The sequence below is a fragment of the Bacillus sp. FJAT-14266 genome (assembly GCF_001719225.1).
GTDB classification, from domain to species: domain Bacteria; phylum Bacillota; class Bacilli; order Bacillales; family Bacillaceae; genus Bacillus; species Bacillus subtilis.
In genome coordinates this window covers 3,045,108-3,072,107 of record NZ_CP017072.1, presented here as the reverse complement: position 1 = coordinate 3,072,107, position 27,000 = coordinate 3,045,108, and the positions used below count along the sequence as shown (strand labels likewise).

Here is a 27,000-nt window from a genome sequence, read left to right as displayed (position 1 = left end):
AAATTATTATTAGGGGGTTTGCGAATATGAAAAAACGTTGGTCGATTGTCACGTTGATGCTCATTTTCACTCTCGTGCTGAGCGCGTGCGGCTTTGGCGGCAGCGGATCAAACGGTGAAGGGAAAAAGGACAGTAAAGGAAAGACGACACTTAACATTAATATTAAAACTGAGCCGTTCTCCTTACATCCGGGATTGGCAAATGATTCAGTATCAGGCGGTGTTATCCGTCAGACTTTTGAAGGATTGACACGTATCAATGCAGATGGTGAGCCTGAAGAAGGCATGGCTTCTAAGATTGAAACGAGCAAGGACGGAAAGACATATACATTTACCATTCGTGATGGTGTGAAATGGTCTAATGGAGACCCTGTAACTGCACAAGATTTTGAATATGCTTGGAAATGGGCGCTTGACCCTAATAACGAATCACAATACGCTTACCAGCTCTACTACATAAAAGGTGCTGAAGCGGCGAATACCGGAAAAGGCAGCCTAGACGATGTGGCAGTAAAAGCTGTGAATGACAAAACGCTGAAGGTTGAATTAAATAACCCGACTCCATATTTCACTGAATTAACTGCGTTCTATACGTATATGCCGATCAATAAGAAAATTGCAGAGAAAAATAAAAAGTGGAATACAAATGCCGGAGATGATTATGTATCAAACGGGCCGTTCAAAATGACGGCATGGAAACACAGCGGCTCTATTACTCTCGAAAAAAATGACCAGTATTGGGATAAAGACAAAGTCAAACTGAAGAAAATCGATATGGTTATGATCAACAATAACAATACGGAACTAAAAAAATTCCAAGCTGGCGAACTTGATTGGGCCGGTATGCCGCTCGGACAGCTTCCGACAGAATCCCTGCCGACCTTGAAAAAAGACGGTTCTTTACATGTTGAGCCGATTGCAGGTGTGTATTGGTACAAATTCAACACTGAAGCTAAGCCATTAGACAACGTAAATATCCGTAAAGCTTTAACATATTCGCTTGACCGTCAGTCGATTGTTAAAAACGTTACGCAAGGAGAGCAAATCCCGGCAATGGCTGCAGTGCCGCCTACAATGAAGGGATTTGAGGATAACAAAGAAGGATACTTCAAAGACAATGATGTCAAAACAGCAAAAGAATACCTTGATAAAGGCCTAAAAGAAATGGGCTTAAGCAAGGCATCTGATTTGCCAAAAATCAAATTGTCTTACAACACTGATGACGCACACGCGAAAATCGCTCAAGCAGTACAAGAAATGTGGAAGAAAAATTTAGGCGTTGATGTTGAGCTTGATAACTCAGAGTGGAATGTCTATATTGATAAGCTCCACAGCCAAGATTATCAAATCGGCCGTATGGGCTGGCTCGGCGACTTCAATGATCCTATCAACTTCCTTGAATTGTTCCGCGACAAAAACGGAGGAAATAACGATACAGGCTGGGAAAATCCAGAATTCAAAAAGCTTCTGAATCAGTCACAAACTGAAACAGATAAAACAAAACGTGCAGAGCTGCTGAAAAAAGCAGAAGGTATTTTCATTGATGAAATGCCGGTTGCCCCAATCTATTTCTATACTGATACTTGGGTACAGGATGAAAACCTAAAAGGTGTTATCATGCCAGGTACTGGTGAGGTTTATTTCAGAAACGCATATTTTAAATAAGGCTACGTCTGAAAATAAAAGACCTCAAGGTATATGGGGAGAAAAGCCCCATATACCTTTCTTACTGATGGAGTATAAAAATGTAAAAACCATGGAGGTGTTCCCCCTTGCTAAAATATATCGGAAGACGCTTAGTCTATATGATTATCACACTATTTGTGATTGTAACTGTGACATTCTTCTTAATGCAAGCAGCACCGGGCGGGCCATTTTCAGGTGAGAAAAAGCTTCCGCCTGAAATTGAAGCAAATTTAAATGCGCATTATGGCTTGGACAAGCCGCTGTTTGTACAATATGTCAGTTATTTGAAATCAGTTGCAATGTGGGATTTCGGACCGTCATTTAAATATAAAGGTCAGAGTGTTAACGACCTGATCAGTTCAGGTTTCCCCGTTTCATTTACTCTTGGAGCAGAAGCTATTCTCCTCGCTTTAGCGTTAGGTGTATTGTTTGGGGTCATTGCAGCCCTTTACCATAATAAGTGGCAGGATTATACCGTCGCGATTTTAACGATATTTGGTATTTCGGTTCCGAGCTTTATCATGGCGGCTGTTCTGCAATATGTGTTCTCCATGAAGCTTGGGCTGTTTCCGGTCGCGGGGTGGGATTCCTGGGCATACACCTTTTTGCCTTCAATCGCACTTGCTTCCATGCCGATGGCGTTTATTGCCAGACTTTCCCGTTCAAGCATGATCGAAGTGTTAAACAGTGATTATATCCGCACAGCGAAAGCGAAAGGGCTGTCCCGCCCAGCGGTTACAGTGCGGCACGCCATTCGAAACGCGCTTTTGCCGGTTGTTACATATATGGGTCCGATGGCCGCACAGGTCTTAACGGGGAGCTTCATTATTGAAACCATTTTTGGGATCCCGGGGCTTGGTGCACACTTCGTCAACAGTATTACAAACCGTGATTATACGGTCATTATGGGTGTAACGGTGTTCTTCAGTGTCATCCTGCTATTGTGTGTATTAATCGTAGATGTGTTATACGGCATTATTGATCCAAGAATCAAGCTTTCCAAAGCAAAGAAAGGAGCCTAGGCCATGCAGAACATTCCAAAAAACATGTTTGAACCAGCCGCAGCGAATGCCGGCGATGCAGAAAAAATAAGTAAAAAGAGCCTTTCCCTCTGGAAAGATGCGATGCTTCGCTTCCGCAGCAATAAGCTTGCAATGGTCGGGCTTATCATTATCGTGCTCATTATCCTTATGGCAATTTTTGCGCCGATGTTCTCAAGGTATGATTATTCAACTACTAATCTTTTAAATGCGGATAAGCCCCCTTCAAAAGATCACTGGTTCGGCACAGATGATCTTGGACGGGACATTTTCGTCCGTACATGGGTAGGGGCGCGAATCTCAATCTTTATCGGTGTCGCAGCCGCTGTTCTCGATTTGCTGATCGGCGTCATTTGGGGGAGCATTTCAGGCTTCCGCGGAGGAAGAACAGATGAAATCATGATGCGCATCGCTGACATCCTTTGGGCAGTTCCTTCATTATTAATGGTTATCTTACTGATGGTTGTTCTTCCGAAAGGGCTATTTACGATTATTATTGCCATGACGATTACGGGCTGGATTAATATGGCCAGAATCGTGCGCGGACAAGTGCTGCAGCTGAAGAATCAGGAGTATGTGCTTGCTTCACAGACACTGGGTGCAAAAACATCCCGTCTTCTATTTAAACATATCGTGCCAAACGCAATGGGTTCTATTTTGGTCACGATGACACTGACAGTTCCTACTGCGATTTTTACAGAAGCCTTTTTAAGCTATTTGGGACTTGGTGTTCCGGCTCCGCTGGCAAGCTGGGGAACGATGGCTTCTGACGGATTGCCTGCATTGACCTATTATCCGTGGCGTTTATTCTTCCCTGCCGGATTTATCTGCATTACAATGTTTGGTTTTAACGTTGTCGGCGACGGATTAAGAGACGCATTGGATCCTAAGTTACGTAAATAAGGGAGTGATACGGGTGACACGCCTATTAGAAGTAAAAGATTTAGCAATTTCATTTAAAACATATGGCGGAGAGGTCCAGGCGATCCGCGGAGTGAATTTCCATCTGGATAAAGGGGAGACGCTGGCCATTGTTGGAGAATCAGGTTCCGGAAAAAGTGTAACCTCTCAAGCGATTATGAAGCTGATTCCAATGCCTCCGGGTTATTTCAAACGCGGTGAGATCCTGTTTGAAGGAAAGGATCTGGTGCCGCTGTCCGAAAAAGAAATGCAAAATGTCCGGGGAAAAGAGATCGGCATGATATTCCAAGATCCGATGACCTCTTTAAATCCAACGATGAAGGTCGGTAAACAAATTACGGAAGTGCTTTTTAAACACGAAAAGATCTCGAAGGAAGCGGCTAAAAAACGCGCGGTTGAACTGCTGGAATTAGTCGGTATCCCAATGCCGGAAAAGCGGGTGAACCAATTTCCGCATGAATTTTCAGGCGGGATGAGACAGAGGGTTGTCATTGCCATGGCGCTTGCAGCGAATCCGAAACTTCTGATCGCCGATGAGCCGACAACTGCTCTTGATGTAACGATTCAAGCGCAAATTTTGGAATTAATGAAGGATTTGCAAAAGAAAATTGACACGTCCATCATCTTTATCACACACGATCTTGGTGTTGTGGCTAACGTTGCTGACCGGGTCGCTGTCATGTACGCGGGACAGATTGTAGAAACTGGTACGGTAGACGAAATCTTCTACGACCCGAGACATCCGTACACTTGGGGGCTTCTTGCATCCATGCCGACACTGGAAAGTTCAGGAGAGGAAGAGCTGACTGCAATTCCGGGCACGCCGCCTGATTTGACAAACCCGCCAAAAGGAGATGCTTTTGCCCTGCGGAGCTCTTACGCGATGAAAATCGATTTTGAACAGGAGCCGCCAATGTTTAAGGTATCCGATACTCATTATGTAAAATCGTGGCTGCTTCATCCTGACGCGCCAAAGGTAGAGCCGCCTGAAGCGGTAAAAGCGAAAATGCGTAAACTGGCAAACACGTTTGAAAAACCTGTCTTAGTGAGAGAAGGTGAATGAATTGACTGAAAAACTATTAGAAATCAAACATTTAAAACAGCACTTTGTCACGCCGAGGGGAACGGTTAAGGCTGTAGATGATTTATCATTTGATATCTATAAAGGTGAAACATTAGGGCTGGTTGGTGAATCTGGCTGCGGTAAATCGACAACAGGCCGAAGCATTATCAGGCTGTACGAAGCAACCGATGGTGAGGTGCTGTTCAACGGCGAAAATGTGCACGGGAGAAAATCGCGGAAAAAGCTGCTGGAATTCAACCGCAAAATGCAGATGATTTTCCAAGACCCCTATGCATCCCTGAATCCGAGAATGACAGTTGCTGATATTATTGCTGAAGGCCTTGATATTCATAAGCTGGCAAAAACGAAAAAAGAGCGGATGCAGCGAGTTCATGAACTATTGGAAACAGTGGGATTGAACAAGGAACACGCGAACCGCTATCCTCATGAATTTTCCGGCGGCCAGCGCCAAAGAATCGGGATTGCCAGAGCGCTTGCTGTTGATCCGGAATTCATTATCGCGGATGAGCCGATTTCCGCTTTGGATGTATCCATTCAAGCGCAGGTCGTGAATTTAATGAAAGAACTGCAAAAAGAAAAAGGGCTCACATACCTGTTTATTGCCCACGATTTATCGATGGTCAAATACATCAGTGACCGCATTGGCGTCATGTATTTCGGGAAACTGGTTGAGCTTGCGCCGGCAGATGAGCTTTATGAAAATCCGCTTCACCCATATACAAAATCATTGCTTTCTGCGATTCCGCTTCCTGATCCGGACTATGAGAGAAATCGCGTTCGCCAGAAATATGATCCGTCTGTCCATCAATTAAAGGATGGGGAAACGATGGAATTCCGTGAAGTCAAACCGGGACATTTTGTGATGTGCACGGAAGCCGAATTTAAAGCTTTTTCATGATTCATCAATCCTTCAAGAGATTTCTCTTGAAGGATTTTTTTGCGTCTTCATAGAAAGTGAGAATGATAACATTTACAATTAGAGGAAAAAGCGGAGGCGAAATACGATTCAATTTCTGCATAACAAAAATGTTTTTGCGCTATTGCTGTCTCAATCTTTTCAATCTTTAGCAGGAGTCCTCGTCACAATCGTTTTAATGGTCCGGATCTATCAAATGACTGACTCCGTTTTTTTGGCGGGCCTTATTTTATCGTTCATGTCGTTTGCGAGTATAGCAGCAAGCTTTTGCGTCTCTCCGGTGCTTCGCATTCTCGGTTTTAAAAAGGTGCTTGCGGGAGCGAATCTGCTGAGAGCGGTCTTTATTATACTGATGGCATACAGCGTCACTCATCACGGACAGGCATTCTTTTGGATTACGCTGCTGTTTGTGTTTTGTTTTTCCTTCGCGGGCGCTTTTTTTCAGCCGGCAAGATTTGCGCTGCTGCCGATTATTGTTCCAAAGAAGCAATATGTAAAAGCGAATGGTGTGATCTCCCTCTCGAATCAATTGTTCTTAACAGCAGGCTGGGGCCTTGGAGGCCTTCTGACGTACGCCGTCCCTTTTGAACTCGTTGTCGGCGCTGCCATTTGCCTGTTTGTTCTATCGGGAGCTTCCATCAGTGTGCTGCATGTAAATGAAGAAGAGGCTGCAGGAACTGCTGAAACAGCATCTGTCAGAAGTATATGGAAGGATTTAATGATCATCCCTATTGTAAGAGACATTACTGTAATGGACATGTTAGAAGCTTTGGCGGGTTCCGTATGGTCATCTGCTATTCTCCTCGCATTTACTGCGGCTGTTTTGCATGAAACAGAGGTGTGGTGGGGGATGTTTAACGCTTCCTATTTTATAGGCGCAATTGTCGGCAGTGTGATTGCTATTCGTTTTTCTTCTTTTTTTGAGCGGAATATGGGCTATGCCATTATGTTCAGCTCGCTTGTAATGTCGGCGCTGACCCTTTTGTTTTCATTTTCTCCAGTCCCATTTTTATGCGCTCTGGCTTGTGCTGCAATGGGGCCTTTTTATCAGGTGCGTGATATTTGCCAGGAAACCATGCTGCAGGAAGTTATTCCCGAGCAGAAACGAATCGGAATCATGGCTGCAAAAAATGCGATTTTGACTCCTTGGTCAGGCGTCACCTACTCCATTATGGGGCTAGTGGCTGATGCTGCTGGTGCGAAAATAGCTTTTATCGCGGCTGCTGCATTATATATCATGACATTTCTGATTGCACTGGCGCAGCCCCGCCTGGTTCATTACAGGCGAGAAAATCGAGTTCAATGAGATACACTTCAAAATGAACGGAGCAGCTGGCTCCGTTTTTGCTGAAAAAAAAATGAAACCATGGCGGAAGTTCGCACGTCTTTATAGATGTAAGGCTGTTTAAACAAGAAGAAATGGGGTATATCTAAAAGTATGAAGACAACGAACTCATAAGGAGCAAATCAATGAACTGGTATGAAAAGCTTAGCGAGTACTTTCCAATTGAAGAAATGAAATCAAAAGCGCATATGGAAGCTCTTCTGAAAGAGCGAAGCGATATTTATCATAAAGATGAAGGCAAACATCATATTTTAATGTTTGCGGAATTCGATTCTTTTATCTTCGTTGATTATCTGTATGTGTCTAAGGATGCAAGAGGGCAGGGGCTTGGCGGCAAATTGATCGCGAAGCTGAAAAAGAAAAATAAGCCCATATTGCTCGAGGTGGAACCTGTGGATGAAGATGATACTGATACAGAAAAACGCCTGAGGTTTTATCAAAGAGAGCATTTCAAGCATGCTCAGTCAATTGGGTACCGGCGCCGGTCATTGGCTACGAATGAAGTAAACAAGATGGAGATTCTGTACTGGTCACCAAAAACAGAATCAGAAGAAGAAATTCTTGAAGCCATGAAACAAACATATGAAAACATTCATACTTATAAAGACGAGAAATGGTACGGGGAATCGTACGAAAAAACGGATGAAGTCCTGAAACTCATTGATGAAGAAAAACAAAAAAATATTTTCGATCAGTTAAGCTAATTGAGAATTAGAACATATCATAAACATTAAAAATTTGCTGGATTGACACATTTTTTCTTAGGATACTGTTCACACTTACTTTTTTATAGTATAATACCTGTAAAGATTCCTTTTTTAGAGTAATTTCAATTTAAGAATAAAATAGATGTTCATCCTACTAATTAGAGGAGTGAAGATGAATGGTTACACTATACACATCACCAAGCTGTACTTCATGCAGAAAGGCGAGAGCGTGGCTCGAGGAGCACGATATTCCATTTGTAGAAAGAAACATTTTCTCTGAACCTTTATCAATTGATGAAATAAAACAAATTCTTCGAATGACTGAGGACGGAACAGATGAAATCATCTCAACCCGTTCAAAAGTATTCCAAAAACTCAATGTGAACGTTGAATCTATGCCGCTGCAAGATTTGTACCGCTTGATCAACGAGCATCCAGGGTTGCTTCGCCGTCCGATCATCATTGACGAAAAACGTTTGCAGGTCGGATATAACGAAGACGAAATCAGACGTTTCCTGCCAAGAAAAGTTCGCTCTTTCCAATTAAGAGAAGCACAGCGTTTGGCAAACTAATAGATCGTATCATCAAAAGAAGGCTGAGTCATCAGCCTTCTTTTATTTTTCAACCTGCTGGTAATAAATGCTCGCAAGGATGACAAACGCAACCGTCAAAATGGGGAGGAGCGTTTCAACTGTGCCGTGCTGCGCCATAAAAAGAGACAGCTTTTTGTCTCTGACAATCATTTCTCCGCCAGTATAAGCAAGCAGCCCGCTTCCCGCGTAAATCAGAAGCGGTATTTTCTCTAGTGCAATATGGATGAGTTTGCTGCCCCAAATAATAACCGGAACCGATACACACAAACCTATAACAACGAGAGAAAACTCACCGTGTGATGCTCCCGCAACTGCGATGACGTTGTCCAGCGACATAAAGAGATCTGCAAGCACAATCGTTCGTATCGCTCTCCACAGGGAGGTGCTGCTTTTAATGTGCTTCGTGTCTTTTTTTTCAATCAGCAGCTGATATCCTAAATACAGCAGGAAAATTCCGCCGGCGCACTGCAAGAACGGAATGTTCAAAAGATATACAGCTGCACTTGTTAATCCGATTCTCATGGCAACGGCAATAAATGTTCCGAGAATAATGGCTTGCTGTCTTTGCTTGTCCGGCAAATGTCTGCTGGCCATGGCAATAACAACCGCGTTATCTCCGCCGAGGATCAGGTCAATCCCAACAATGACAAGCAGAGAAATCAGATAGTCATGCTCCATGAAGCGGCACCTCGCTTTCAGTCCTTCGCTTGTACTACTACTATATGAGACAGGTTGTATTTTATGATATCAGCCGCTGAACTGCCGTTTTTTAGGCAAAGGTGCATTTTTATTTCTTTTGTGACTGTTTTATCATAAAATAGAAATACAAAGGAATTCACACTGGCCTTGGTTAAGGTTAAGATGTGGACGGAATGGGTAAAGTGTAGTAAAGTACAATTAATCGGGAGCTTAGATGTCCCTTCAACATCTTATATAGAAGGGAAGGTTGGCAAATGGAAATTGAAAGAATTAACGAGCATACAGTAAAATTTTATATGTCTTACGGAGATATTGAAGATCGCGGTTTTGACAGAGAAGAAATTTGGTATAACCGTGAGCGCAGTGAAGAACTTTTCTGGGAAGTCATGGATGAAGTTCATGAAGAAGAGGAATTCGCTGTGGAAGGCCCACTTTGGATTCAAGTTCAGGCACTGGACAAAGGATTAGAAATCATCGTCACAAAAGCCCAGCTTTCCAAAGACGGACAAAAGCTCGAACTGCCGATTCCTGAGGATAAAAAGCAAGAACCAGCATCTGAGGATCTTGACGCCTTGCTGGATGATTTCCAGAAAGAAGAGCAAGCCGTCAATCAGGAAGAGAAGGAGCAAAAGCTTCAATTTGTCTTGCGATTTGGCGATTTTGAGGATGTTATTTCTCTATCTAATTTGAACGTTAACGGAAGCAAAACGACTTTATATTCGTTTGAGAACCGATATTATTTATATGTAGATTTTTGCAATATGACTGATGAAGAGGTTGAAAATCAGCTAAGCATCCTGCTGGAGTACGCAACTGAATCCTCAATCAGCATACACCGTCTTGAAGAGTACGGCAAGCTGATTATTTCAGAGCATGCTCTAGAAACGATAAAAAAACACTTTGCATCATAGCAAACCGATTTCCTTCCGGAAATCGGTTTTTTTTATGCACGAAAATGCCATTTTAGAGATGTGAAAAATCAAAAACATATAGACAAGCAGAAAATACAGCGAACAGGAGTTGATCATCTTTTCCAGAAAGTATACTTCATCTGGAAAGGAGAGATGACAATTGTTTAGTGCTGTGACTGAAGACGGCCAACTGTTTCACCTTCTAGGCGCTCAGCAAAACCAGAAATTAAAGCGGAGACGGTTCTTCTGTCCGGTATGCGGGGGAGAGCTAGCTGTGAAGCTCGGACTTCAAAAAGCGCCGCATTTTGCCCATAAACAGAACAAGTCCTGCTCCATAGACATCGAACCGGAAAGCGCCTACCACTTAGAAGGAAAAAGACAGCTGTATGTATGGCTGAAAACACAACGGGCTTCACCAATATTGGAGCCGTATATAAGGACAATCAACCAAAGACCGGACGTCATGGCAAGGATCAAGGAGCATATGCTTGCTGTTGAATATCAATGCGCCACTATCGCTCCAGATGTCTTTCAAAAGCGGACAGAGGGCTTCAAACAAGAAGGAATCATCCCGCAGTGGATTATGGGATACAGCCGCTTAAAACGGACTGCTTCGTCCTTTTATCAGCTTTCAGCTTTTCATTGGCAGTTTATCAATGCAAGTCCATACAGAGAGCTGATATGTTATTGTCCTGAAAGGCGTTCTTTTCTCCGGCTCAGCCACATCATTCCATTCTACACAAACCATTCTTATTCCTCAGTCCAAACGATCCCTATCCATCGGGCAGGTGCAGGCGATCTTTTTTTCACTGAACCGAAACCCTCAATTCAATATTCAGGCTGGACGAAAGCGATTCACCGTTTTCGCCATAAACCCCATCGGTTTAACTCAAAGGAAACAAATCGCCTTAGGCTGCTGTTTTATGAGAAACGGCAGACGCCTTTTTCTTTTCTGCCGACTGAAGTGTTTGTTCCTGTTAGAAAAGGGGCAGTTTTTAAGAGTCCGGTTTTTGTGTGGCAGGGGTTTCTTTATTTGTTTATGACGGATCTTGGAGGTAAACGTGCGCCAATTCGTTTTTCAGCCGTTTTGCAGCAGTGCAAACTGCACATTCATAATAAGAACATTGCACTCAGGTTTGAATGCAGCGAAGAGTGTCTTTCAGAAGCGGTTAAACAGTATATTGATTTTTTGTGCAAGAAGGGATTTTTAAGGGAGACTCAGAAAGAAGTATATGTGCTGAATCAGCCTGCAGGCGGCATACACTCCATGCAGGATCTCATAGAAAGAGACCGCAGCTGTTTTATAGAATGAGTTTGTCTTATTTGGCTCACCCTAAGACAAAGGTGGTGGGCAGGCTGTGAAAGGCACAAAAGGAAAGGTTTTTCGTGTTTTTACTGCTTTTTTGGCATTCGTTCTCTTCACTACTGCATATGATTTGACAAAAGGCAGTGAAAAACCGGAAGATATTCACAACACAAGTTTATTGAGAAACAGCTGTTTTTTCAATTGGCTTGAATCAAAGAAGACGAGGGGGATCACCATGGCTGAGGAAAAAAAAGCAAACCAACTGCCTGACAGAAGTGAGGTAAAGGCAGAAGACACATGGAGACTTGAGGATATTTTTCCTAGTGATGAGGCCTGGAATAAAGAATTTCAAGCTGTAAAAGAATTAATTCCGAATTTATCTAAGTATAAAGGAAAGCTGGCAGATTCAGCTGATCATTTATACGAGGCTCTTACGTATCAAGATAAAGTGATGGAGCGGCTGGGTAGGCTGTACACATATGCGCATATGCGCTCTGACCAGGATACTGGGAACTCCTTTTACCAGGGGCTGAATGACAAGGCGGGAAACCTGTATACACAGGCCGCAAGCGCGACAGCTTATCTGGTTCCGGAGATTTTATCCATAGAAGAAGACAAACTGCAGCAGTTCATTCTTGAAAAAGAAGAATTAAAGCTGTACTCTCATGCGATTGAGGAGATTACAAAGGAACGTCCGCATGTGCTGAGCGAGAAGGAAGAGGCACTGCTTGCTGAAGCCTCCGAGGTACTGGGGTCATCTTCAAATACATTCAGCGTGTTAAATAACGCAGATATAACGTTTCCGTCCATTAAAGACGAAGATGGGAATGAAAAACAGATCACTCACGGCAACTTTATTAATTTCTTGGAAAGTGAAAACCGTGAAGTCCGCAAAAATGCGTTTGACGCAGTGTATAAAACGTACGGACAATATAAAAACACAATGGCCACGACGCTAAGCGGCACTGTGAAAAAGGACAACTTCTACGCGAGAGTGAAAAAGTACAAGTCCGCGCGTGAGGCTGCGCTTTCTAACAACAGTATTCCTGAGGAAGTATACGATAACCTTGTTAAGACGATTAATAAGCATTTGCCGCTCCTGCACCGCTATATTGCGCTAAGAAAGAAAGTGCTTGAGCTTGATGAAGTGCATATCTATGACCTGTATACACCGCTTGTGAAAGATGCGGGGATGAAGGTGACATACGAGGAAGCCAAAGATTACATGCTGAAAGGCCTCGCACCATTAGGGGAAGAATATGCCTCTATCCTAAAAGAAGGCCTGGAAAACCGCTGGGTGGACGTTTACGAAAATAAAGGCAAACGCAATGGGGCTTATTCATCAGGAGCTTACGGCACGAATCCGTATATTTTGATGAACTGGCATAATAACGTCAATAATCTCTTTACGCTCGTGCACGAGTTTGGACATTCCGTACACAGCTACTATACGAGAAAGCACCAGCCTTATCCATACGGCAATTACAGTATCTTTGTCGCGGAAGTTGCCTCTACGACAAATGAAGCGCTCCTTGGCGAATATTTGCTGAACAATTTAGAGGATGAAAAACAGCGCTTATATATTCTCAACCATATGCTTGAGGGCTTCAGGGGAACGGTCTTCAGACAAACGATGTTCGCTGAATTTGAACATCTGATTCATACAAAGGCGCAAGAAGGCGAGCCGCTTACACCTGAGCTTCTGACAAATGTCTATTACGACCTGAATAAAAAGTATTTTGGAGACGGCATGGTGATTGATAAGGAAATCGGCCTTGAATGGTCGCGTATTCCGCACTTCTATTACAATTACTATGTGTATCAGTATGCGACAGGTTACAGCGCTGCCCAAGCATTAAGCAGCCAGATTTTGAAGGAAGGAAAGCCGGCGGTTGACCGTTATATTGACTTCCTGAAAGCGGGAAGCTCACAATACCCGATTGATGTCCTGAAAAAAGCGGGTGTTGATATGACGTCTCCAGAGCCAATCGAAGCCGCGTGCAAAATGTTTGAAGAAAAACTTGATGAAATGGAAGAGCTGCTGATGAAAGTAAAGCAGTCTTAAAAAAGTAAGCCTGTGCGGAAATGACGCACAGGCTTTTTTAAAACCCTTTAAAGGTTTTCCGGTGATTCAAGCGGTAGAGGGTAAACAAAATAGACAGAAACAGCAGAGGAGAGGTAATATAAAGCGGCAGCATATGCATCATGCCTAAGATATTCAAGCAGAAAAAAACAGCAATGCACACAATTGAGATCAAAGTAGACATCATGGCGGTCCTCCTCGTCCTTTTTCCTTATAAGGATATGAGTGAATGCACTTCGTTATGTTTTGTGACAAAAATATGAACATTAAGCATAGAGGTTGTCAAAAGTCGACATCTTTTGTTATCATAAGGATGTGAAATTGATCACAAACAAACATTACCCCTTTGTTTGACCGTGAAAAATTTCTCCCATCCCCTTTGTTGTCGTTAAGACATATGAAACCGCGCTTATCCCGGCGCGGTTTCTTTAGTGTTAAAAATAGAACGTACGTTTTGTTCAGGGCGTAAAAAAACAGCCTCAAGCATATGCACGCCTGCGGCTATTTTTCACATGATTGATATTCATCAGAATAAGTGCTGAGAGACTTCCAAAACATTCCGTGTTTGGCTTCCACTTTGGCAACCTTTTTAGCAAACGCCAGTTTTTTCATTTCTTTTTCTACCTCTTCAAGGCTCAGATCATATACAAGCGCAATTTCTTTAGAGGCAACGAAGCGGAAATATTCAATAAAACATTCTAAAGGCGGTGTTTCCGACGGCTTCGGCTCGTCGCCAAGCATCTCAAATAAAATTTCTTCATATACATCATATGAGTAGCTGCCAGGAACTTTAAGCCCTTCATCCTCATGCTGCGTATTAAAAAACGTCAGTGTCGGATTAACAGAAACATCCATCTCAGCAGCAATTTTCATGTCACATTGAAGCGCCTTGACCGCGCTTTGAGAATGCAGATCTTTTTTGAATTCTTCAAGATCGAGACTTGTATTTTCAGCAATCTCCAAAAGCACGTTTTCATCCGTAATATTTTTCTTTGAAACAAATAGGCTCTCCTGCATATTTCTGAGAAATTGCATGCCGGCTTTTCGTCCTTGCAATTCGGCTGCTTTAAAAGCGAGAGCAGCCATATAAGGCGATGAAAGCGGCTGATCCTGTTCGAACCAGACATTGCCGTCACATGACATGCCAGAGCGGCTCGCGATCTTTTCCCATGCTTCTGCGAGAAGATGCTTTTTTCGCTTTTTATTTAAAGCGGTAAGGCTTGCGGAAGCGATAATGCGTAAGGTGAAAAAACGTCCGTATCTGATTTTCAGCTTTTTGATGACGGGCTCTAAGGACCAGCATTCAGGACATAAAGGGTCTACAAACATATAAATTTCAAGCGGTTTTTTTGGATGACCGTGGCAATGGGCGAAGTATAGCTCATGCTGATAGTTTGTCAAGATGATCGATCCTCCGCTTCCGTTTGATTCACCATATGCCTTGCTGTCAACTCCAGCCGGCCAAACAAAAACTCACGAATTTCGCCCTCCAGCCCTACATGGTCCATTGCGTCCTTCATACAGCTGAGCCACGCATCAGCTCTCTCGTTTGTAATTGGAAAGGGAAGATGCCTTGCTCTGAGCATAGGATGGCCGTGCTCCTCGGTATAAAGCGGAGGCCCGCCTAAATACTGAGTTAAGAATTGCTTCTGTTTCCTGGCGGTTTCTGTCAAATCGCTAGGAAAAATCGGCTTCAGCAAAGGATGAGACGCGACACGCTCATAAAAAGTATCAACAAGTTGCGATAGAAGTTCCTCTCCAATCGCTTCATAAGGTGCGTTAAACGATTGTCCCATGTTGACTACTCCTTTAAATATGGCTAATAGGAATCATAAATCCTATTGCAAAAAGTAATTTTCTGTATTTCATTGTTTCATCTAGATTTATTTTAGCAACAAGGCATCATTTCTACAAACAAACTGCCTTTTATGCGTTTGATGACTCATTTCGGCTGACAGCCGGGGTTTGTATTTCATATCATATCACATAAAAATCAGGAATGCGTAAGATTTCACTCCGCAAAAAAACCAGAGGGAAAGAGCACCTCTGGTTACGCGTAATAAGCTGAAGTTATTTTTTTTACATAGTTTTTCGTTTCTTGGAAAGGAGGAATGCCTCCGTATCGGTCAACATTCCCCGGTCCGGCGTTGTAAGCCGCTAATGCCATAGACACATTGCCGCCGTATTTATCCAGCATTTGTTTTAAATATTTCGTTCCGCCCTCCACATTTTGCTGCGGATCAAGCGGATTGGAAACGCCAAGTGAGCTTGCTGTTGACGGCATCAGCTGCATGAGGCCCATCGCACCTGCTCCGCTGACCGCTTTTGCATTAAAGCCTGATTCCTGTTTGATGACGGCACGGATCAGTTTTTCATCAACGCCATATTTATCAGCGGCTTTTTTAATCGCACTGTCAATAGAGAAGTCTCCCGAACTGATCTGATTTGCTTCATGTTTGTTTGAAGCTGAATCTGCAGCAGCTGTTTCAGTGCTTTCTGCCGCTTTTGTGACTGAACCTGAATTGCTGCTCGTATATGAGTTAAGCCCATACGCTGAAAGCAGTGACGGCGCTGTTGTATTCGCGCTGTTCAGCATGCTGAGCGGGCTTGGCGATGAAGAAAGTGCTGATTGCTGAGATGTCAGACCGTTTGTATATTGGCTGAGCAAAGAGCTAAAACTTGAAAGCGGGCTTTCCGTATTCTGAGTGTCCGAGCTGCTGCGTGCATTAGATATGGACTGTAGTGCCTGAAGCTGAAGTAAAGCTGCCCAATTCGTTACATTCACGATGTCATTCCACCTTATATAGACTTTCGTTTTTCTTCATAAAAACGCAGAATTTTATTTTTGGTTTCGCGCTGAGGAATGCTGAATTGCTGAAGCAGCTTCTCGAAAGCTTTTCTGCCCTCATGCCAATCCGCCGCCTCAAATTCAATTTCATAGTCCTCTTTATTTAAATATCGGCTGTGGTCTAAAACTATTAAGCCTTTTTCTGTTTCTTTTTCCGCACGGTTTGTTGCTAAAGATCCAAAGTATTGAATGGCATCCGTATCGATCTGAAGCTTGTGCAGCTGGTCCTTCACAGGGCCCTCGGGAACTGAAAATCCAGCGAGATCTGATACCTCTGAAAGCTGCTGGTGCGTTTCCAGAAGCCCCACATCAGCCGGCTCCTTTAATGTAAGGACATACTTTCCGTTTTTTCTGCGGATACGAAGCGCAGCTTGTTTTTGTTTCAGCGCGAAGCTGTCTGTATCAAAATAATGATTCTTTTGATCTGTAAAATCTTTTTCTGTCAGCTGGAGTTCCGCTGCTATGTTTTTGAATTCTTGTTTGGTCAGCATGTTTTTAAATTCGATTTCAATTTCTTGGCTCATGATGCTCTTCCTTTCCGCCCTGTAAATCTTATTTTTACTATTATCTCTTTAGATGTTAGGTTTATCAATATCGAGCTCGATATGATAAAATGAATCTGTACTTTGTTTAAAAAAGGAGAGCATTATGCAAAACAGAATCGAAATTTTGAATGCAACATTATCGGATGATCAGCTTCGCCTTACTTGTCAGACAGAAGGAAACGAAGCGGAACGCAAGCCGTCAGGTCAAATGCTTGTTGATTCTGACCACTTTGCTTTTGTATACATACTTGAATTAGCTGATTCTTTTGAATATGTCATTATAAAGGAACATGTATGGCCGGAACTGAAGCAGGCCCATGCACAAAAAATACCGGTTGTTTTAGAGGCAGGAGACCAAACAATTGAACTGGCAGGCCTGCATGAGGAGCTGGAATATCTTTTAGAAAATATAAAAGATAATGCAAACTATGGAGAAGAAATGGAAGAAAAAGTGAAACACGTGTTTTTATAGAAACTGGTTCGGAATTGGGGGATGTATGATGGATGACAAACAATGGGAGCGTTTTTTAGTGCCGTACCGCCAGGCTGTCGAAGAGTTGAAAGTGAAGCTCAAGGGGATCCGCACACTATATGAATACGAGGACGACCATTCACCGATCGAATTTGTGACCGGACGCGTCAAGCCTGTGGCGAGCATACTTGAAAAAGCGAGACGGAAAAGCATACCGCTGCATGAAATTGAAACCATGCAGGACATTGCTGGCCTTAGAATCATGTGCCAATTTGTCGATGACATCCAAATCGTAAAAGAGATGCTTTTTGCCAGAAAAGATTTCACCGTTGTGGATCAGAGGGATTATATTGCGGAACATAAAGAGAGCGGATACCGATCATACCATCTTGTTGTGCTGTACCCTTTGCAGACGGTATCCGGAGAAAAGCATGTTCTCGTAGAAATACAGATCCGTACACTGGCGATGAATTTTTGGGCGACCATTGAACATTCATTGAATTATAAATACAGCGGAAACATTCCTGAAAAAGTAAAACTAAGGCTTCAGCGCGCTTCTGAAGCGGCTTCCCGGCTTGATGAAGAGATGTCGGAGATCAGGGGTGAAGTACAGGAAGCTCAAGCTGCCTTTTCAAGAAAGAAAAAAGGAAGCGAGCAACAATAGGTAAAGGGGAAGAAGAGCATGAAATTTGCCGTATCATCAAAAGGAGATCAAGTTTCTGATACGCTGAAAAGCAAAATACAGGCGTATTTATTGGATTTTGATATGGAACTGGATGAAAATGAACCGGAAATCGTTATTTCAGTCGGAGGCGACGGAACGCTTTTGTATGCTTTTCACAGATACAGCGACCGTTTGGACAAAACAGCATTTGTCGGCGTTCACACAGGTCATCTGGGTTTTTATGCCGACTGGGTTCCTCATGAAATTGAAAAACTTGTTCTTGCCATCGCGAAAACGCCGTATCATACAGTCGAATATCCGCTTCTCGAAGTCATTGTGACCTATCACGAAAACGAGCGGGAAGAAAGATACTTAGCTTTGAATGAATGTACGATTAAAAGCATCGAAGGAAGCCTTGTTGCTGATGTGGAAATCAAAGGGCAGCTCTTTGAAACCTTCCGGGGCGACGGCCTCTGCCTGTCAACTCCATCAGGCAGCACAGCCTACAATAAGGCGCTGGGCGGAGCGATTATCCATCCGTCTATCAGGGCGATCCAGCTTGCGGAAATGGCTTCAATTAATAACCGCGTGTTCCGTACGGTCGGGTCACCTCTGCTTCTCCCATCCCATCATGATTGCATGATTAAGCCGAGAAACGAAGTTGACTTTCAAGTGACGATTGACCATTTAACCCTTCTCCATAAGGATGTAAAGTCGATCCGCTGCCAAGTTGCATCCGAAAAAGTGCGGTTTGCGAGATTCCGTCCGTTTCCATTTTGGAAAAGAGTCCAGGATTCGTTTATTGGAAAAGGTGAATAGAAAGAGGACATATCGTGGAGCATTTTTTTATCAGAAAGAACATTACTTCCGCTGAGGACGGGATGACTGTAAAAGAATATGCCGGTGAACTGGGAATTTCGAAACGTCTGCTGACCGATATTAAGTTTGGCGGGGGAGACCTGCAGATTAACGGTGAGCATGTGACGGTCAAATACGTTTTGAAAGAGGGAGATCTTCTTATCGTGAAGTTTCCTGAGGAGCAGGTGAGCGAGACGCTGTTGGCAGAGCCTGTTCCGCTCGATATCCTTTATGAGGATGAACATGTGCTTGTGATAAACAAGCAGCCGTATGTGTCATCAATCCCTTCGAGAGAGCACCCCTCCGGCAGCATTGCCAATGGAATTATTGATCATTATCAAACAACCGGAGTGAGGGCGACAGTTCATCTTGTCACCCGGTTAGACCGGGATACATCAGGTATCATGCTTGTTGCCAAGCATCGATTTGCCCACTCCATTTTATCGTCTGCGCAAAAAAACGGCCTTGTGAAACGCCGGTATGCGGCAGTGGTTCACGGGCGGATGGCACAGATGGAGGGAACAGTCGATGCTCCGATTGGCAGACATCCTGACAGTATTATTGAACGGACGGTAACGCCAGACGGCCAGAAGGCTGTTACTCATTTTTACGTCACATGTGCAAATGATGACATGACCTCGGTGGCATTGCAGCTTGAGACTGGACGAACCCATCAAATTCGTGTTCATATGAGCTATCTCGGGCACCCGTTGTGCGGCGATACACTGTACGGCGGAACGAGACAGGAAATTGGCCGGCAGGCTCTGCACAGCGAGCATCTTTCGTTTATCCATCCGCTGACACAGGAGAACATGAGGTTTCATGCTCCACTGCCTCAGGACATGAGCAAACTGATAAAAGGAGAGAATCATTGATTCTCTCCTTTTTTATATGGGGCGAAATCTTGATTCGTCGTAAGGCAGGGAGCTTGGAACAGAGACGGTTTCTATTTCTGGAAAGCGAAAGCCTGTCAGTTGATTTCCGAACACGCAGCCTGTATCAATGTTGATGGTGCGATTGACCTTCCGAGGCTCTTTCACAGGTGTATGACCGTATACCACCCAAGCCTTTCCGTTATAGGCTGCCGCCCAATCACGCCTGATGGGTCTGCCGTCCGGATATGTTTCACCCGTCACGTCACCGTAAAGCACAAAGTCCTTCACTCTGCGGGTATATTTGCCGATATCGTCAGCTCTTATGCCAGCATGGGCGACAACTAATTCTCCATTATGTAAGATGTCGTAAAGCGGCGCTGTTTCGTACAGCTTCATAAACTGTTCGCTGACTGATTTTTTCTCATCTTTGGAAAGTTCCTCAAGCTCTGCCGCTGTTGTTTCGAGACCATGCATCACTTTTACCGGATTTCCTTTTAAGTAACGATATAATTTATTGCAATGGTTTCCCGGGACATAACGCACAGCGCCTTTTTCGTAAGCGCCGGCTACAAATCGGATGACCTCTATCGATTTGGGCCCTCTGTCAGTTAAATCTCCGGCAAAAACAAGCACCCTGCCTTCTTCATGGACAGGTACTCCATTTTTGATTGTATAGCCAAGCTTTTGGATTAATGCAGTCATTTCGTCATAGCAGCCATGAATATCGCTGATGATATCGTAAGCCATGCGGTCTCCTCCTTACCGATTGTTTTATTTATTATGAAGCAAAGTGTTGTGAGTCATCACAAGCTTTTATGTGCAAATTATAGAAGAAGAATCATTTTCTAAACAGGATTAAGACCTTATCACTTTATTTTTCATCATCACCCTTGTTAAAATCGCGTTATGTTTTTTAAAAATGAGGTTTTGTTCTCTGAGTGAGAACTAGCATAACCCTGACTTAAAAAGGAGGTTCTGATTATGGCGCATACATCTGTCGCATCTTTAGTTGTTGTACTTATCGTTGCATTTTTGACACCCATCCTTTTGCATCGGTTTAAACTCAGCATCCCGGTTGTTGTTGCTGAAATCATTATGGGGCTGATAATTGGGAAAAGCGGCCTTAATTTAGTTGTGGAGGGTGACACCTGGCTCCAGACACTCTCTATGCTCGGATTTATCTTTTTAATGTTTTTAAGCGGGCTTGAAATTGATTTTTCGTCGTTTGAGAAAGGAAAGAAAAAGCAGTTCCTGCCGAATGGCAAGGAAGCGCCGAATACGTTTGCTGCGGCATCTGTTATTTTCGTCGGTATTTTTATTTTATCATTGCTCTTGTCCTATGGGTTCGTCTTGGCCGGATTTATCCAAAATGCATTTTTGATGACCCTGATTATTTCAACGATTTCATTAGGCGTTGTCGTTCCAACATTAAAAGAAGAACGGATCATGAATTCGAATATCGGGCAGATTATTTTGCTTGTTGCTGTTATTGCTGATTTGGCCACGATGATTCTTCTTGCTGTTTTTTCTTCTTTATACGGAGAGGACAGCGGAAACATGTGGCTCCTGATGATTCTGTTTGCGGCCGGAGTGGTGCTTTACTTTTTCGGCCGGGTCTTCAAACATCGCTCTTTTGTTCAATCCATGTCAAAAGGGACGATCCAGATCGGGACGCGTGCCATTTTTACGTTAATCATTGTACTCGTTGCCCTGTCTGAATCACTTGGGGCGGAAAATATTCTCGGCGCTTTCTTAGCGGGGGTTCTTGTTTCCCTGCTTTCGCCAAACAAAGAACTTGTTCAGCAGCTGGACTCATTCGGTTATGGGTTCTTAATACCGATTTTCTTCGTGATGGTCGGTGTGAAGCTTGATATTTGGACTCTTTTCCAGGATAAAACAATTTTAATCATGATTCCGCTCCTGCTGCTTGCGCTGTTAGTCAGCAAAATCATTCCTGTCATGTACTTAAAGAAGTGGTATGATAACCGAACCATTTTCGCGTCTGGTTTCCTGCTGACATCAACGCTTTCGCTCGTGATTGCTGCTGCAACAATCGGCCAGCAGCTTCACGTGATCAGTACAAATATGTCAGGAGCGCTAATTTTAGTAGCCGTCATTGCAAGTATTTTTACGCCGATCTGTTTTAAAAAATTATACAAACGGGAAGAGCAGCCGGAGGAGAAAAAGACGATTACGTTCATTGGCGCCAATCAAATGACTTTGCCTGTCACACTCGAATTGCCAGAGGAAGAGTATGACGTGCGTGTTGTACACGTCTACCAAGAGAATGCGGAGGAAAAGCTGTCAGAATCAGTGTTTGCTGTTGAAACAATTTCTGACTATGAACACGAGACGCTTGAATCACTCGGCATTTTTGAAACGGATATCCTCGTTGTGGCGACAGGAAATGAAGATATGAATGCAGACATTGCATTACTTGCAAAAGATAAAGGCACAGAAAGAGTCATTGCAAGCGTAGGATCACCGGAGCATGAAGCAGCTCTGAAGGAGCAGGGAATCAGCATCTTTTCTATTCTGCTGTCGACAAAAACGCTGCTTCGCGCACTGATTGAAGCGCCTGGCGTCATGAAGCTGCTCACGAACCAAGAGTCTTCGCTGTATCAAATTAATATGGAGAACAGTAAATATGATGGTGTCATTTTACGGGAATTCCCTTTAACAGGTGACGTCATCTTTGTCAGGATCTTCAGAGGTGTGGACAGCATCGTTCCTCATGGGGATACGAGGCTGAAACTTGGAGACCGTTTAATTGTCACCGGATCTCGGGGGTACGTAACGGATCTTAAGAAAACATTGGAAGGATAAATCTTGACCAAATAAGGATTCGTGTTAATATAGAGGTGCAGAACAATTCAATATGTATTCGTTTAACCACTAGGGGTGTCCTTCATAAGGGCTGAGATAAAAGTGTGACTTTTAGACCCTCATAACTTGAACAGGTTCAGACCTGCGTAGGGAAGTGGAGCGGTATTTGTGTTATTTTACTATGCCAATTCCAAACCACTTTTCCTTGCGGGAAAGTGGTTTTTTTATTTTCAGAGGGGGAATGATTTGTGAAGTTTTCAGAAGAATGCCGCAGTGCAGCCGCAGAATGGTGGGAGGGGAGCTTTGTCCATCCGTTCGTTCAAGGAATCGGTGACGGAACGCTTCCGATTGACCGTTTTAAATACTACGTACTTCAGGATTCCTATTATTTAACGCATTTTGCAAAGGTGCAGTCATTTGGTGCCGCTTATGCGAAGGATCTTTATACAACGGGGCGGATGGCAAGCCATGCCCAAGGTACATATGAGGCGGAAATGGCGCTTCATCGCGAGTTTGCCGAGCTGTTGGAAATCAGCGAGGAAGAGCGTAAGGCGTTTAAGCCGTCTCCTACGGCGTACTCTTATACATCCCATATGTACCGTTCGGTTTTGAGCGGGAATTTCGCAGAAATCTTAGCGGCCCTGCTGCCATGCTATTGGCTCTATTACGAGGTTGGTGAGAAATTGCTGCATTGTGATCCGGGGCATCCAATTTATCAGAAGTGGATTGGCACATATGGCGGTGATTGGTTTAGACAACAGGTCGAGGAGCAAATCAACCGCTTTGATGAGCTGGCGGAAAACAGCACGGAGGAAGTGCGTGCCAAGATGAAAGAGAATTTTGTCATCTCCAGCTACTATGAATATCAATTTTGGGGAATGGCCTATCGAAAAGAAGGCTGGTCTGACAGCGCCATAAAAGAGGTGGAGGAATGTGGAGCTTCACGCCATAACGGATGACAGCAAGCCGGTAGAAGAGCTAGCGAGAATCATCATTACGATTCAGAATGAAGTTGATTTTATTCACATTCGGGAACGCTCAAAATCGGCGGCGGATATTTTGAAACTGCTCGATCTTATTTTTGAAGGCGGTATAGATAAACGAAAATTGGTGATGAACGGGCGCGTGGATATTGCACTTTTCTCTACTATTCACCGCGTGCAGCTGCCAAGCGGCAGCTTTTCACCGAAGCAGATCAGAGCCAGATTTCCACACCTTCATATCGGGAGGTCGGTGCATTCACTGGAGGAAGCGGTTCAAGCAGAAAAGGAAGACGCGGACTACGTGCTGTTCGGCCATGTGTTTGAAACGGATTGCAAAAAGGGTCTTGAAGGCAGAGGAGTATCTTTGCTGTCAGATATCAAACAGCGGATTTCCATCCCGGTTATAGCCATCGGGGGGATGACGCCGGACAGGTTAAGAGACGTAAAACAAGCAGGGGCAGACGGCATTGCTGTTATGTCAGGAATTTTCTCTTCCGCTGAACCTTTGGAAGCAGCCAGACGATATTCCCGCAAGCTAAAGGAGATGCGCTATGAAAAGGCATTATGAAGCAGTGGTGATTGGAGGCGGAATTATCGGTTCCGCAATTGCTTATTATTTGGCAAAGGAAAACAAAAACACCGCATTGTTTGAAAGCGGAACAATGGGCGGCAGAACGACAAGTGCCGCTGCCGGAATGCTGGGCGCCCATGCCGAATGCGAGGAACGTGACGCGTTTTTTGATTTCGCCATGCACAGCCAGCGTCTGTACAAAGGTCTTGGAGAAGAGCTTTATGCATTATCCGGTGTGGATATCAGGCAGCATAACGGCGGTATGTTTAAACTTGCATTTTCTGAAGAAGATGTGCTGCAGCTGAGACAGATGGACGATTTGGACTCTGTCAGCTGGTATTCAAAAGAAGAGGTGTTAGAAAAAGAGCCGTATGCGTCTGGTGACATCTTTGGTGCATCTTTTATTCAGGATGATGTGCATGTGGAGCCTTATTTTGTTTGCAAGGCATATGTGAAAGCAGCAAAAATGCTTGGGGCGGAGATTTTTGAGCATACGCCCGTCCTGCATGTCGAACGTGACGGTGAAGCCCTGTCCATCAAGACCCCTAGCGGAGACGTATGGGCTAATCATGTTGTCGTTGCCAGCGGGGTGTGGAGCGGAATGTTTTTTAAACAGCTTGGACTGAACAATGCTTTTCTCCCTGTAAAAGGGGAGTGCCTGTCCGTTTGGAATGATGATATCCCGCTGACAAAAACGCTTTACCATGATCACTGCTATATCGTACCGAGAAAAAGCGGCAAACTGGTTGTCGGCGCGACAATGAAGCCGGGGGACTGGAGTGAAACACCGGATCTTGGCGGATTGGAATCGGTTATGAAAAAAGCAAAAACGATGCTGCCGGCTATACAGAATATGAAGGTGGATCGTTTTTGGGCGGGACTCCGGCCGGGAACAAAGGATGGAAAACCGTACATCGGCAGACATCCTGAGGACAGCCGTATTTTATTTGCGGCGGGCCATTTCAGAAATGGGATCCTGCTTGCTCCCGCAACGGGCGCTTTGATCAGTGATCTCATCATGAATAAAGAGGTCAACCAAGACTGGCTGCACGCATTCCGAATTGATCGCAAGGAGGCGGTTCAGATATGATGCTACAGCTGAACGGTAAAGACGTGAAGTGGGAAAAAGACACAGGTACAATTCAAGACCTGCTGGCGTCTTATCAGCTTGAAAATAAAATTGTTATCGTGGAAAGAAATAAAGAAATAATCGGGAAAGAACGCTATCACGAGGTTGAGCTTTGTGATCGTGATGTCATTGAAATTGTCCATTTTGTAGGAGGCGGATGAGCATGTTAACAATTGGCGGAAAATCATTTCAATCAAGATTGCTGCTGGGCACGGGGAAATACCCATCGTTTGACATTCAAAAGGAAGCAGTAGCTGTTTCCGAGTCTGATATTTTAACCTTTGCTGTGCGGAGAATGAACATCTTTGAAGCATCTCAGCCGAATTTTCTGGAACAGCTTGATTTATCCAAATATACGCTTTTGCCGAATACAGCGGGCGCCAGCAGTGCTGAAGAAGCGGTTCGGATTGCAAGGCTGGCAAAAGCGTCAGGCCTTTGTGACATGATTAAAGTTGAAGTCATCGGATGCAGCCGTTCCTTGCTGCCTGACCCTGTTGAGACATTAAAAGCGTCTGAACAGCTTCTTGAAGAAGGCTTTATTGTGCTCCCGTACACGTCGGATGACGTTGTGCTGGCGAGAAAGCTGGAAGAGCTCGGCGTTCATGCCATCATGCCGGGTGCATCTCCGATTGGATCAGGACAAGGAATCTTAAATCCTTTGAATCTGTCATTTATTATTGAACAGGCGAAAGTGCCGGTCATCGTGGATGCGGGAATCGGCTCGCCTAAAGATGCGGCATACGCAATGGAGCTTGGAGCGGATGGCGTACTGCTCAATACGGCTGTATCGGGCGCTGACGATCCTGTGAAAATGGCTCGTGCCATGAAGCTCGCAGTGGAAGCAGGACGCCTTTCTTATGAGGCGGGCCGCATCCCGCTTAAGCAATACGGAACGGCAAGCAGTCCGGGAGAAGGTCTTCCTGTATGACAGGCAGGTATTCAAGGCAGGAGCTGTTTGCTCCGATCGGCCCATTCGGCCAGAAAAAATTGAAAGAAGCGCGCGCCGTGATTATCGGCGCCGGCGCGCTCGGAACAGCCAGTGCAGAAATGCTGGTGAGAGCGGGAGTCGGCTCTGTGAAAATTGCCGACAGAGATTATGTTGAATGGAGCAACCTCCAGCGCCAGCAGCTTTATACAGAAGATGATGTCAAAAAAGAAATGCCGAAAGCAGCCGCTGCGGAGCGCCGTCTCCGTTCGATTAACAGCGATGTTGATGTGACCGGACTTGTCATGGATGTGACAGCAGAAAATATCTTCGAGCTGATTAGGGATGCATCGATTATTGTGGATGCGGCTGATAATTTTGAAACCCGCCTGATCGTAAATGATGCTGCGGTAAAGGAAGGGATTCCTTTTCTTTACGGTGCCTGTGTAGGGAGCTACGGCCTCACCTTTACCGTGGTGCCGGGTTCTACTCCTTGCCTGCATTGCTTGCTCGATACACTTCCGATTGGCGGAGCAACATGTGACACAGCCGGCATCATCAGTCCGGCTGTTTTGCAGGTAGCAGTCTTTCAGGTAACAGATGCACTGAAGCTGCTGACGGGAGAGGAGTGCGAGCCGGTGCTGCGCTCCTTTGATTTGTGGAAAAATGAGCGGTCAGAAGTGAGAGCGGCCAGTCTCAAACATGACGCATGCCCAAGCTGCGGCACAAAGGATTTTCCGTTTTTGTCATATAAAAATCAAACAAAAGCGGCTGTATTGTGCGGCAGGAACACGGTGCAGATCAGATCATCTATTACGAAAGAAGCGGATCTTGAAGCGCTTGCCGGTCAGCTGAGGCAGGCCGGGCTTGAAGTAACTGCGAACCCGTATTTAATTTCCTGCCGCTCGGATGATATGAAAATGGTGCTGTTCCGGGACGGCAGAGCTTTGATCCATGGAACAAATGATATTGCCCGGGCAAAATCCATTTATCATAAATGGATCGGGTAATAAA

At 44.4% G+C, this 27,000-nt stretch carries 31 protein-coding genes and 1 riboswitch; of the genes, 23 read left to right on the top strand and 8 right to left on the bottom strand.

Annotation, left to right across the window (positions count from 1 at the left end; translation table 11 throughout):
* The first annotated feature begins 26 nt into the window (after positions 1-26).
* The 8 genes from oppA (at position 27) to spx (ending at position 8,270) form a co-directional block, all read left to right on the top strand.
* On the top strand, positions 27-1,664 hold the full coding sequence (gene oppA, locus BGM23_RS15915) for an oligopeptide ABC transporter substrate-binding protein OppA (RefSeq protein WP_015252360.1): 1,638 nt from the start codon (positions 27-29) through the stop codon (positions 1,662-1,664).
* 107 nt (positions 1,665-1,771) lie between these two features.
* Entirely contained in the window at positions 1,772-2,707 is a 936-nt protein-coding gene (gene oppB, locus BGM23_RS15910; RefSeq protein WP_003245554.1) for an oligopeptide ABC transporter permease OppB, read from the top strand.
* 3 nt (positions 2,708-2,710) lie between these two features.
* A complete protein-coding gene (gene oppC / locus BGM23_RS15905; RefSeq protein ID WP_003232954.1) occupies positions 2,711-3,628 on the top strand; it encodes an oligopeptide ABC transporter permease OppC in 918 nt (305 codons plus the stop codon).
* 4 nt (positions 3,629-3,632) lie between these two features.
* A complete protein-coding gene (gene oppD / locus BGM23_RS15900) occupies positions 3,633-4,709 on the top strand; it encodes an oligopeptide ABC transporter ATP-binding protein OppD (protein ID WP_014906294.1) in 1,077 nt (358 codons plus the stop codon).
* Position 4,710: 1 nt separating this feature from the next.
* On the top strand, positions 4,711-5,628 hold the full coding sequence (gene oppF / locus BGM23_RS15895) for an oligopeptide ABC transporter ATP-binding protein OppF (RefSeq protein WP_003245567.1): 918 nt from the start codon (positions 4,711-4,713) through the stop codon (positions 5,626-5,628).
* 106 nt (positions 5,629-5,734) lie between these two features.
* Positions 5,735-6,952 (top strand): MFS transporter, encoded by a 1,218-nt coding sequence (locus tag BGM23_RS15890; protein WP_010886478.1) that lies wholly within the window; start codon positions 5,735-5,737, stop codon positions 6,950-6,952.
* Between the two features lie 164 nt (positions 6,953-7,116).
* On the top strand, positions 7,117-7,695 hold the full coding sequence (locus BGM23_RS15885) for a GNAT family N-acetyltransferase (RefSeq protein ID WP_003224597.1): 579 nt from the start codon (positions 7,117-7,119) through the stop codon (positions 7,693-7,695).
* A gap of 179 nt (positions 7,696-7,874) precedes the next feature.
* Entirely contained in the window at positions 7,875-8,270 is a 396-nt protein-coding gene (spx, locus tag BGM23_RS15880) for a transcriptional regulator Spx (RefSeq protein ID WP_014476435.1), read from the top strand.
* A 42-nt stretch (positions 8,271-8,312) separates the two neighbouring features.
* On the opposite strand, the gene BGM23_RS15875 is transcribed toward spx, so the two are convergent.
* Positions 8,313-8,969, bottom strand: coding sequence for a TerC family protein (locus tag BGM23_RS15875; RefSeq protein WP_003232944.1), 657 nt, complete (start codon positions 8,967-8,969; stop codon positions 8,313-8,315).
* Positions 8,970-9,137: 168 nt separating this feature from the next.
* Here BGM23_RS15875 and BGM23_RS21940 point away from each other — a divergent pair, with 168 nt between their 5' ends.
* Both BGM23_RS21940 and mecA read left to right on the top strand, forming a co-directional pair.
* Positions 9,138-9,278 carry a hypothetical protein gene (locus BGM23_RS21940; RefSeq protein WP_119122854.1) on the top strand — a complete coding sequence of 47 codons (141 nt, stop codon included), beginning with the start codon at positions 9,138-9,140 and terminating at the stop codon, positions 9,276-9,278.
* The gene (gene mecA, locus BGM23_RS15870; RefSeq protein ID WP_015383354.1) at positions 9,245-9,901 is read left to right on the top strand and encodes an adaptor protein MecA; all 657 of its coding nucleotides are present in this window, start codon (positions 9,245-9,247) and stop codon (positions 9,899-9,901) included. Before BGM23_RS21940 ends, mecA begins: the two co-directional genes overlap by 34 nt.
* Here the strand turns inward: mecA and BGM23_RS21935 are convergent.
* The gene (locus tag BGM23_RS21935; protein WP_003245684.1) at positions 9,896-10,018 is read right to left on the bottom strand and encodes a hypothetical protein; all 123 of its coding nucleotides are present in this window, start codon (positions 10,016-10,018) and stop codon (positions 9,896-9,898) included. The two genes, mecA and BGM23_RS21935, sit on opposite strands and share 6 nt — an antisense overlap.
* A 73-nt stretch (positions 10,019-10,091) precedes the next feature.
* Between BGM23_RS21935 and coiA the strand changes: the two genes are divergently transcribed.
* Both coiA and pepF read left to right on the top strand, forming a co-directional pair.
* The gene (coiA, locus tag BGM23_RS15865; RefSeq protein WP_003232938.1) at positions 10,092-11,213 is read left to right on the top strand and encodes a competence protein CoiA; all 1,122 of its coding nucleotides are present in this window, start codon (positions 10,092-10,094) and stop codon (positions 11,211-11,213) included.
* A gap of 229 nt (positions 11,214-11,442) precedes the next feature.
* Entirely contained in the window at positions 11,443-13,272 is a 1,830-nt protein-coding gene (gene pepF / locus BGM23_RS15860) for an oligoendopeptidase F (RefSeq protein WP_003245178.1), read from the top strand.
* Positions 13,273-13,309: 37 nt separating this feature from the next.
* Here pepF and BGM23_RS15855 read toward each other — a convergent pair whose 3' ends face one another.
* The 5 genes from BGM23_RS15855 to BGM23_RS15830 form a co-directional block, all read right to left on the bottom strand.
* The gene (locus tag BGM23_RS15855; protein ID WP_003244944.1) at positions 13,310-13,477 is read right to left on the bottom strand and encodes a hypothetical protein; all 168 of its coding nucleotides are present in this window, start codon (positions 13,475-13,477) and stop codon (positions 13,310-13,312) included.
* Between the two features lie 314 nt (positions 13,478-13,791).
* The gene (gene spxH, locus BGM23_RS15845; RefSeq protein WP_003245184.1) at positions 13,792-14,691 is read right to left on the bottom strand and encodes a protease adaptor protein SpxH; all 900 of its coding nucleotides are present in this window, start codon (positions 14,689-14,691) and stop codon (positions 13,792-13,794) included.
* A complete protein-coding gene (locus tag BGM23_RS15840; protein WP_003232928.1) occupies positions 14,688-15,086 on the bottom strand; it encodes a globin domain-containing protein in 399 nt (132 codons plus the stop codon). Before BGM23_RS15840 ends, spxH begins: the two co-directional genes overlap by 4 nt.
* A gap of 254 nt (positions 15,087-15,340) precedes the next feature.
* Positions 15,341-16,075: a bifunctional muramidase/murein lytic transglycosylase gene (cwlQ, locus tag BGM23_RS15835; RefSeq protein WP_029726274.1), complete on the bottom strand. Its 735-nt coding sequence runs from the start codon at positions 16,073-16,075 to the stop codon at positions 15,341-15,343.
* A 14-nt stretch (positions 16,076-16,089) separates the two neighbouring features.
* Positions 16,090-16,662 carry a CYTH domain-containing protein gene (locus BGM23_RS15830; RefSeq protein ID WP_046664076.1) on the bottom strand — a complete coding sequence of 191 codons (573 nt, stop codon included), beginning with the start codon at positions 16,660-16,662 and terminating at the stop codon, positions 16,090-16,092.
* 124 nt (positions 16,663-16,786) lie between these two features.
* Between BGM23_RS15830 and BGM23_RS15825 the strand changes: the two genes are divergently transcribed.
* From BGM23_RS15825 to BGM23_RS15810, 4 genes are read left to right on the top strand one after another with little or no spacing between them, the layout of a single operon-like run.
* The gene (locus BGM23_RS15825) at positions 16,787-17,155 is read left to right on the top strand and encodes a UPF0738 family protein (protein WP_014479453.1); all 369 of its coding nucleotides are present in this window, start codon (positions 16,787-16,789) and stop codon (positions 17,153-17,155) included.
* A gap of 28 nt (positions 17,156-17,183) precedes the next feature.
* Positions 17,184-17,819, top strand: a complete 636-nt coding sequence (gene yjbM, locus BGM23_RS15820; RefSeq protein WP_003245294.1) for a GTP diphosphokinase — start codon at positions 17,184-17,186, stop codon at positions 17,817-17,819.
* A gap of 18 nt (positions 17,820-17,837) precedes the next feature.
* Positions 17,838-18,638: an NAD kinase gene (locus BGM23_RS15815; RefSeq protein WP_003232918.1), complete on the top strand. Its 801-nt coding sequence runs from the start codon at positions 17,838-17,840 to the stop codon at positions 18,636-18,638.
* Positions 18,639-18,652: 14 nt separating this feature from the next.
* Positions 18,653-19,552 carry an RluA family pseudouridine synthase gene (locus BGM23_RS15810; protein WP_003244860.1) on the top strand — a complete coding sequence of 300 codons (900 nt, stop codon included), beginning with the start codon at positions 18,653-18,655 and terminating at the stop codon, positions 19,550-19,552.
* A 12-nt stretch (positions 19,553-19,564) separates the two neighbouring features.
* On the opposite strand, the gene prpE is transcribed toward BGM23_RS15810, so the two are convergent.
* Complete coding sequence (gene prpE, locus BGM23_RS15805) at positions 19,565-20,299, bottom strand: bis(5'-nucleosyl)-tetraphosphatase PrpE (protein WP_003244765.1); 735 nt, start codon at positions 20,297-20,299, stop codon at positions 19,565-19,567.
* 234 nt (positions 20,300-20,533) lie between these two features.
* On the opposite strand from prpE, the gene BGM23_RS15800 reads away from it, so the two are divergent.
* The 7 genes from BGM23_RS15800 (at position 20,534) to thiF (ending at position 26,996) form a co-directional block, all read left to right on the top strand.
* Positions 20,534-22,378 (top strand): monovalent cation:proton antiporter family protein, encoded by a 1,845-nt coding sequence (locus tag BGM23_RS15800; RefSeq protein WP_003232910.1) that lies wholly within the window; start codon positions 20,534-20,536, stop codon positions 22,376-22,378.
* A gap of 61 nt (positions 22,379-22,439) precedes the next feature.
* Positions 22,440-22,548: riboswitch (TPP riboswitch) on the top strand.
* A gap of 78 nt (positions 22,549-22,626) precedes the next feature.
* A complete protein-coding gene (tenA, locus tag BGM23_RS15795) occupies positions 22,627-23,337 on the top strand; it encodes a thiaminase II (RefSeq protein WP_003232909.1) in 711 nt (236 codons plus the stop codon).
* The gene (gene tenI / locus BGM23_RS15790) at positions 23,312-23,929 is read left to right on the top strand and encodes a thiazole tautomerase TenI (protein WP_003232908.1); all 618 of its coding nucleotides are present in this window, start codon (positions 23,312-23,314) and stop codon (positions 23,927-23,929) included. Before tenA ends, tenI begins: the two co-directional genes overlap by 26 nt.
* Entirely contained in the window at positions 23,913-25,022 is a 1,110-nt protein-coding gene (gene thiO / locus BGM23_RS15785; RefSeq protein ID WP_029726273.1) for a glycine oxidase ThiO, read from the top strand. Before tenI ends, thiO begins: the two co-directional genes overlap by 17 nt.
* Positions 25,022-25,222 (top strand): sulfur carrier protein ThiS, encoded by a 201-nt coding sequence (gene thiS, locus BGM23_RS15780; protein WP_072173897.1) that lies wholly within the window; start codon positions 25,022-25,024, stop codon positions 25,220-25,222. The genes thiO and thiS overlap by 1 nt, the downstream gene beginning before the upstream one ends.
* The gene (thiG, locus tag BGM23_RS15775; protein WP_003232902.1) at positions 25,219-25,989 is read left to right on the top strand and encodes a thiazole synthase; all 771 of its coding nucleotides are present in this window, start codon (positions 25,219-25,221) and stop codon (positions 25,987-25,989) included. Before thiS ends, thiG begins: the two co-directional genes overlap by 4 nt.
* Entirely contained in the window at positions 25,986-26,996 is a 1,011-nt protein-coding gene (gene thiF / locus BGM23_RS15770) for a thiazole biosynthesis adenylyltransferase ThiF (RefSeq protein WP_003232900.1), read from the top strand. Before thiG ends, thiF begins: the two co-directional genes overlap by 4 nt.
* The last annotated feature ends 4 nt before the right edge of the window (positions 26,997-27,000 follow it).